Raw genomic sequence first — 7,755 nt, 5'->3', positions numbered from 1 at the left:
GCCGGCACGGTCGAGGGGGCCTCACAGCGTGCGGGACCCCGTTCAGCCCAGGGTCAGGGACGCCTGTACGGGCAGATGGTCGCTCGGGAACTGCCCGTCCGCGGAGAAGGTGTTGATCGACGCCCGGTGCGCGCTCACCCCGGGCGAGGCGAGGATCCAGTCGATGCGGTCGCCGTCCGGGGTCAGCGGCCGGTACCCGTGGAACGTGGCGTACAGCTCGCTCCGCTCGGCCGCCGTCTCCCAGGTGTCGACGAGGCCGGCGGCCAGCATCGTGTCGTAGACGGGGTTCTTGTGGGCGGCGACGTTGAAGTCGCCGGTCACCACCAGCGGCAGGGAACGGTCCAGCCCTGCTATCCGTTCGGTGATCAGGGCCGCGGCACGCGCGCGTGCGTTCTGACTGGCGTTGTCCAGATGGGTGTTGAGGAAGTAGAACTCCCGCTGTCCGTCGCGCAGATCACGGAAGCGGACCCAGGTGACCATGCGTATGGAGCCACCGCCCCAGGTGTTCGAGCCGATCACGGCCGGCGTGTCCGAGAGCCAGAAGTGGTCGTACTCCACCGGGGCGAGTCTGCGGGTGTCGTAGAAGACCGTCATGAACTCGTCCCGGCTGCCGCCCGCGCGGCCCGTGCCGATCCAGTCGTGGTGCCCGCCGAGGTCCGCCGCGATGTCGCGCACCTGCTGATGGAGGCCTTCCTGGGTCCCAATGACGTGCGGCCGCTCCCGGCGCAGCAGTTCACGGGTGACGGGACGGCGGACGGCCCAGCTGTGGGGTTCGGCGGTGCTCGCGTACCGCAGGTTGAAGGACATGACCTCCAGGCGGCCGTGGCGGTCCGCCGCCGAGGCGGACGACCTGGAGAGCGCCGTACTGGACAGGGGCAGGGCGACCGCGGCGGCGAGCGCGGTCTTGAGTCCCAGGCGGCGCGTGACTCGGCTGTGACGGGGCACGGGATGCTCCTTCTGTGGCCAGTGCCGGTCTGTGGTGCGGACCGTTGCTGCGACGGATGCCGGTCGGGTCGTGCGCCTCGCAGTCTCGGAGTTGGGCGTGAACATGTCGAGATGCCCGGATGGATCCGGAGGGAAGTCCGCGCGTGTTCCGGGAGGGGGCCGGGGGAGGATCTCCGGGCAAGGGGGGTGCAATGAGGGTGTTGACCAGCCGGAAGGTCGCGGATAACTTCGCTCTACGGATTGTTGATTCCGCTGAGCGGAAAACTGGAGGGTGCGGAATGGGTCAGGGTCAGCAGGAGAAGGTGGCGACGAGCCTCGCCGGCGCCGTCAGCGAGGAGATCAGCGCCTCCCTCGCCCCGGTCGACGCCGAGTTGGAGCGCCGCTACCCCGGAGACCCCGGCACCCGCCAGCCCGTCCACACCGTGTACGTCCCGGGCGACGCCTTCGCCGCCGACACCCTCCGCTCCTGGGGCGACCAGGCCCTCGCCGCCCTCGACCGGCACGCACCCGACGCGGCCTCCTTCGCCGCCGTCCTCGGCCTTCCCGACGACCTCGCCGAGCCCGTGCACGCCCGCGTCCGCGCCAAACTGGAGCGCGAGCCGATCGAAGACCTGCGCGTCGACTTCGAGGACGGCTACGGGCCGCGTCCCGACGCCGAGGAGGACGAGTCCGCCGCCCGGGCCGCCCGGCTGATCTCGCAGGCGTACCAGGACGGCACGGCGGCCCCGTACATGGGCATCCGGATGAAGTGCATGGAGGCACCGGTCCGCGCCCGGGGCATCCGCACGCTCGACATCTTCCTCACCGGCCTGATGGCGGCCGGCGGACTGCCCGCCGGCCTGGTGCTCACGCTGCCGAAGGTCACGTACGCGGAGCAGGTCACCGCGATGGTGCGGCTCCTGGAGGAGTTCGAGAAGGCCCACGGCCTTGAGCGGGGCCGGATCGGCTTCGAGATCCAGATCGAGACCAGCCAGTCCGTCCTCGCCACCGACGGCACGGCGACCGTCGCCCGGATGATCCAGGCCGCCGAGGGCCGCGCCACCGGACTGCACTACGGCACCTTCGACTACAGCGCCTGTCTCGGCGTCTCCGCCGCGTACCAGGCGAGCGACCACCCGGCCGCCGACCACGCCAAGGCGATCATGCAGGTCGCGGCCGCGGGCACCGGCGTACGGGTCTCGGACGGCTCCACCAATGTGCTGCCCGTCGGCCCGACGGAGAAGGTCCACGACGCCTGGCGCCTGCACTTCGGCCTCACCCGCCGCGCCCTCGCCCGCGCCTACTACCAGGGCTGGGACATGCACCCCGGGCACCTGCCGACCCGCTACGCGGCCGTGTTCGCCTTCTACCGCGAGGGGTTCGAGCAGGCCGCGGCCCGCCTCGTCGCGTACGCCAACCGCGCCGGCGGAGACGTGATGGACGAGCCCGCCACCGCCAAGGCGCTCAGCGGCTATCTGCTGCGCGGCCTGGACTGCGGGGCCCTCGACATCGCGGAAGTGGCACGGGCGACCGGACTCACACGCACGGATCTGGAGGGCTTCGCGGTACCGCGGCGGGCGGATCTGACGGTCTCGGCCAAGTAGCGGCCCTGTCACAGCACCCGCCGCAGGCCCTCGCCGTCACCTGAGCCCCGTACTGTGGGCGGCACTTCATTGGCACGTCACAGGAACGGGGCAGCGGTGTCTGCGGGGGAGAACCAGCAGCCGGGCGAGCGGGCCCGGCCCGGGGAGAGCGAACAGCCGGACGGGATCGGGCGGCTCCTGGCCGGCCGCTACCGCGTCGTGGCCCCACTGGGCCGCGGCGGAATGGGCGTGGTCTGGCGGGCCCACGACGAAGTGCTCGGCCGCGAGGTGGCCGTCAAGGAACTGCGCACCTATACGGACGCGGACGCGCCCGAACTCGCCGACCTGGGGCTGCGGATGCAGCGCGAGGCCCGCGCGGCGGCCCGGGTGCGCCACCCCGGCGTGATCGCCGTGCACGACGTGGCTCAGATCGACGGCCGCCCGCTCATCGTCATGGAGCTGGTGGACGGGCCGTCCCTGGACGACGTCCTGCGCGAGCGCGGCACGATCGACGCCCGCGAGGCCGCCGGGATCGGCGCGAAGGTCATGGACGCGCTCGCCGCGGCCCACCGGGCGGGAGTCCTGCACCGCGACGTGAAACCGGGCAACATCCTGCTCGACCGCTCGGGACGGGTCGTCCTCACGGACTTCGGCATCGCCACGATGGAGGACCCCGGCGACGGCTCCACCGCGCATCTCACGCGCAGCGGCGAACTGGTCGGCTCCCTGGACTACCTGGCACCCGAACGGGCCCAGGGGTACGAGCCGGGTCCCGCCTCCGACATCTGGGCACTCGGCGCCACGCTGTACGCGGCCGTCGAGGGGTCCTCGCCCTTCCGCCGCACGTCCACGTGGTCCACGCTCACGGCGATAGTCGTCGAACCGCTGCCCGAACCGCGCCGCGCCGGACCGCTCGGCCCCGTCCTGCGCCTGCTGATGCACAAGCAGCCCGAGTCCCGTCCGGAGGCCGGCCGCGCGAGCGAACTGCTGGAAGCGGTGGCGGCGGCGACCGGGGAGGACTCGGCGACCCGCGGGCTGAGGGCGCCCGCGCCCCCGGCGCGGGAGGCGACCGAGCGGAGCGTCCCGGTGATACCACCGGGGTTCGGGCCGCCACAGCCGATGCCGCAGCCGCAACCGATACCGCAACCGTCCGCTCCGGCGGCCCCGGCCGCGCAGGCCACCCCGGTGCCTTCGGTCACCCCGGCAACCCCGGTCACGTCCGAGCCGGCCGCGCCCGCCGCTCCCCGGCGCCGCGGCAGGGGTCGCATCCTGCTCGTCGGCGTGGCCGTCGCCGTCGTACTGGCCTCCACCGGTGTCATCGTCGCCCACCTGACGGACTCCGACGCGTCCGGATCGGCCGCCAGGACCGGAGCCTCCCGGGACGCCGACGGCACCGCCTCCCCGGGCGCCACCCGCGGCTCGGTCGACCTGACGGACGACAAGAAGCCCAAGGAGCAGGCCGACAAGAAGGAGTCGTCGCCCCCGGGCGACCGACCGGACTCCACGGAGGACACCGACCGCACCGAGGACACCGAACCGACGGACAAGGCACCCACCCCCTCGCCCCGGGACACCAAGGGCGATACCACGGGCGGGAGTTCGGGCGGCGGGGAGACCGCGAGCGCCGCACCGGTCTGCCACGCCATCGGCGGCGGCAAGTACAACTGCCAGGTCTGGAAGACCGCGGCGTCCTACACCGCCGCGGGAGCACGGGCGGGCACCCTCAACGCCGGCACCAACTACTTCTACTGCCAGCAGGATCTGGGGCGCCGCGAGACCTCCGGGAGGTGGACGAACACCTGGTGGGCGAAGACCGACGACGACAGCGGCAACACCGGCGTCTGGATCAGCGACGTCTACGTCCAGGGCGGCGACAACGACTCACCCGTGCCCGGACTGCCCGTCTGCTGAGCGCGTACGTACTTCTCCAGGCCGGAAGCCGTCGTGCGTCCCTCCCGGGCGAACAGCCGCGTCCCCTCGGCGCAGAGCCGCAGGTCGCCGCGCGCCCGGGAGCAGAACTCCTCGGGCGTGGGCCCGAACAGTTCCCTCAACCCCGCTGACTCCGCGAGGAGTTCGGTGAGCAGCCGGCGCTCGCCTGGGTGCTCGCGCGGAGTCCCGGTGCCGTCGTGCAGGACACCGTGACGGTTCACATAGAGATGGACACCGTCGAGCACTTCGCCGGGCTCACCCGGCCCGTTCGGCTCCGGCTCGACGCGGAAGTCGTTCGAGGGCAGCAGCACGCGGTCGTACGCACCCGACGGCCTCGTGACTCCCTCGCTCGCGTCGATCGCGGCCAGCTGGGCCGGGTCCAGCCAGGTGAGGAACAGCTCGCGGGTGTGCCCGGGGACGCGAAAGGGCGACGCGGACACGTATCCCAGGGCGCTGACGTGCGCCGACACGCCGATCTCCAGCCCGGTGACCCGCGCCTTCACCAGGGGGATCGGGGACGACAGCTCGTACTGGCGCATCTTGTGCCGGAGCTGGGCGGGGGAGGCGTTCGAGCCGACCGCGAGGACGGGCTCCCGGCCCGGGAACGTACGGCGGGTCAGCGGCAGCAGCCGGTCCCCGTCGAGGAGCCCCGACTCCGCGGGCCAGACGCCGGGATAGACAAGGGGGTCCTCGCGCGGCGCCACGGCCAGGCCGAGTGCTTCGAGCGTGCGGTCGGCCGGGTGGCGCCGGGGCTCCGCCATGTATCAGGCGGCGGGCGGCAGTTCACCCGAGCCACGGGTGATCAGACGCGTCGGCAGTTCGATGCGCTCGGGCAGCACGAGGGAACCGTCGAGCTGGCGGAAGAGGCGGTCGGCGGCGGTACGGCCGAGCTGGGCGGCGTCCTGGGCGACGACGGTGACCCCGGGCTGGAGGAGGTCGGCGAGCTCGATGTCGTCGAAGCCGACCAGCGCGACCGGGCGGGCGCGCTCGGCGATGACGCGTACGACCGTGACCGTCACGCGGTTGTTGCCCGCGAAGACCGCGGTCACGGGGGAGGAGCCCGAGAGCATGGTCTCGGCCGCCACGCGGACCCGCTCCGGGCCGGTGACGCCCAGGGACATCCACTCGGGCTCCACCGGGATGCCGGCGTCCTCCATCGCGGCGCGATAGCCGCGCAGCCGCTCGGCGGCCGTGTGGATGCGGGGCATGTCACCGATGAACCCGATCCGGCGGTGGCCGTGCGCGATGAGATGCGCGACGCCGTCGCGCGCGCCGCCGAAGCTGTCGGAGAGCACCACGTCCGCGTCGATCTGCCCGGCGGGGCGGTCCACGAAGACCGTGGCGACGCCCGCCTTTATCTCCGGCTCCAGATAGCGGTGGTCGTCTCCGGCCGGGATGACGACCAGCCCGTCCACGCGGCGCGCGCAGAGCGCGAGGACCAGTTCCTGCTCGCGGTCCGGGTCTTCGGCGCTGGAGCCGTTGATCAGCAGGGCGCCGTGGGCGCGGGCCACCTCCTCCACCGCCCGGCTCAGCGGGCCGTAGAACGGGTCCGCCAGATCCTCCAGGACCAGGCCGATGCTCGCGGTGCTGCCCTTGCGGAGCACGCGCGCGCTGTCGTTGCGGCGGAACCCCAGCGCCTCGATGGCCTCCTGCACGCGGCGCTCGGTGTCGGGGGTGACCCCGGGCTCGCCGTTGACTACACGCGATACCGTCTTCAGGCCGACCCCGGCACGCGCGGCGACGTCCTTCATCGTCGGGCGGTTGCCGTAGCGGCTCTCGGTTCGGCGGGCGGTCTCGGCCACGATGCGCTGTCCTGTCCTGTAGTCCTGTGGGGCCGCGTCGGGCTTGACGGGCCCGATGGGCACCCGGATCGGGATGTGGCGTCGAGCATAGAGCCTGGACAACGTTGTCAGATGCGAGAGAGACTGTCCATCGCTTTTCCGGCCCGCTCTCCCCACCGCGCGACCGGCCTGCCCTTTCCTCATGGTCCATCGGGATCCGATCGGGAGAACTGACACTGATGCACACCGACCTCGTGGCCGCGCTCGACATCGGCGGCACCAAGATCGCCGGAGCGCTGGTGGACGGCCACGGCCGGATCCTGCTGCGCGCCCAGCGGCCGACGCCCGCGCAGGAGCACGGCGACATCGTCATCCGGGCCGTGGAGGCCGTGCTCGGCGAGCTGACCGCCTCACCCCTGTGGAGCAGGGTGACGGCGGTCGGCATCGGCAGCGCCGGGCCCGTGGACGCCTCGGCGGGCACGGTCAGTCCGGTGAACGTGCCCGGCTGGCGCGACTTCCCCCTCGTCGAACGGGTGCGCGCCGTGACGGACGGGCTGCCCGTCGAGCTGATCGGCGACGGGGTGGCGATCACGGCGGCCGAGCACTGGCAGGGGGCGGCCCGGGGGCACGACAACGCGCTGTGCATGGTCGTGTCCACGGGGGTCGGCGGCGGGCTGGTCCTTGGCGGGAAGCTGCATCCCGGACCCACGGGCAATTCCGGTCACATCGGCCACATCAGTGTGGATCTGGACGGCGACCTGTGTCCGTGCGGGTCCCGTGGCTGCGTCGAGCGCATCGCGAGCGGGCCGAACATCGCGCGCCGCGCCATCGAGGGCGGGTGGCGGCCGGGCCCCGAGGGGGACGAGTCCGCGGCTGCCGTGGCGGCCGCCGCCCGTGCGGGCGACCCCGTCGCGACGGCCTCCTTCGAGCGGGCCGCGCAGGCGCTGGCGGCGGGCATCGCGGCGACCGCGACCCTCGTGGAGATCGACATCGCGGTGATCGGCGGGGGAGTGGGCAAGGCGGGCGAGGTGCTGTTCGCGCCCCTGCGGGCCGCTCTGCGCGACTACGCGACGCTGTCGTTCGTGCAGCGCCTCACGGTGACGCCCGCGCAGATGGGCACGGACGCGGGCCTGGTGGGCGCGGCGTCCGCGGCGCTGAGCCGCCGCCCGACCACGACGGCGGCTGTTGGCTGAGGGGTGGGCCTCCGGCCGGGGGTGAGGTGACGGCCGGTCGTGGCTGGTCGCGCAGTTCCTCGCGCCCCTGGGGCCGGCCTTGCCGGGGCGGGGGTTGGGTGGATGTGGTTGTTGTGCGGGTGACGGCCGGTGGGGGCTGGTCGCGCAGTTCCCCGCGCCCCTTGGGCCGGCCTTGGCTAGGCGAGGGTTTGGTAGATGCGGTCGTCGAGCGGGTGACGGTCCGTCGTGGCTGATCGCGCAGTTCCCCGCGCCCCTGGGGGGTTGGGGGCAGGGGCGCTGTTTGGTGGGCGCGGGCTTGAGGCATCGCGCCCACGTGACACAGCGAGCCCCGCGCCCCGTTAGGCG

The 7,755-nt window shown here is 73.1% G+C and carries 6 protein-coding genes; 3 read left to right on the top strand and 3 right to left on the bottom strand.

Annotation, left to right across the window (positions count from 1 at the left end; translation table 11 throughout):
* Window positions 1–42: 42 nt before the first annotated feature.
* Window positions 43–945: an endonuclease/exonuclease/phosphatase family protein gene (locus tag ACFWGJ_RS39220; RefSeq protein ID WP_387333748.1), complete on the bottom strand. Its 903-nt coding sequence runs from the start codon at window positions 943–945 to the stop codon at window positions 43–45.
* A 278-nt stretch (window positions 946–1,223) separates the two neighbouring features.
* Here ACFWGJ_RS39220 and ACFWGJ_RS39215 point away from each other — a divergent pair, with 278 nt between their 5' ends.
* Together ACFWGJ_RS39215 and ACFWGJ_RS39210 are read left to right on the top strand one after the other, a co-directional pair.
* Window positions 1,224–2,528, top strand: coding sequence for a DUF6986 family protein (locus ACFWGJ_RS39215; protein ID WP_387333747.1), 1,305 nt, complete (start codon window positions 1,224–1,226; stop codon window positions 2,526–2,528).
* Between the two features lie 96 nt (window positions 2,529–2,624).
* Window positions 2,625–4,418 (top strand): serine/threonine-protein kinase, encoded by a 1,794-nt coding sequence (locus tag ACFWGJ_RS39210; RefSeq protein ID WP_387333746.1) that lies wholly within the window; start codon window positions 2,625–2,627, stop codon window positions 4,416–4,418.
* Here ACFWGJ_RS39210 and ACFWGJ_RS39205 read toward each other — a convergent pair.
* On the bottom strand, window positions 4,364–5,197 hold the full coding sequence (locus ACFWGJ_RS39205; protein WP_387333745.1) for a hypothetical protein: 834 nt from the start codon (window positions 5,195–5,197) through the stop codon (window positions 4,364–4,366). The genes ACFWGJ_RS39210 and ACFWGJ_RS39205 overlap by 55 nt on opposite strands.
* Before the next feature lie 3 nt (window positions 5,198–5,200).
* Window positions 5,201–6,238 carry a LacI family DNA-binding transcriptional regulator gene (locus ACFWGJ_RS39200; RefSeq protein WP_387333749.1) on the bottom strand — a complete coding sequence of 346 codons (1,038 nt, stop codon included), beginning with the start codon at window positions 6,236–6,238 and terminating at the stop codon, window positions 5,201–5,203.
* Window positions 6,239–6,456: 218 nt separating this feature from the next.
* On the opposite strand from ACFWGJ_RS39200, the gene ACFWGJ_RS39195 reads away from it, so the two are divergent.
* Window positions 6,457–7,410 carry an ROK family protein gene (locus tag ACFWGJ_RS39195; RefSeq protein WP_387333744.1) on the top strand — a complete coding sequence of 318 codons (954 nt, stop codon included), beginning with the start codon at window positions 6,457–6,459 and terminating at the stop codon, window positions 7,408–7,410.
* The last annotated feature ends 345 nt before the right edge of the window (window positions 7,411–7,755 follow it).

Origin of the sequence: Streptomyces sp. NPDC060205, from assembly GCF_042728395.1 — a bacterium.
GTDB lineage: Bacteria > Actinomycetota > Actinomycetes > Streptomycetales > Streptomycetaceae > Streptomyces.
The sequence above is the reverse complement of the archived record's forward strand: the minus strand, read 5'-3'. Positions and strand labels throughout refer to the sequence as shown.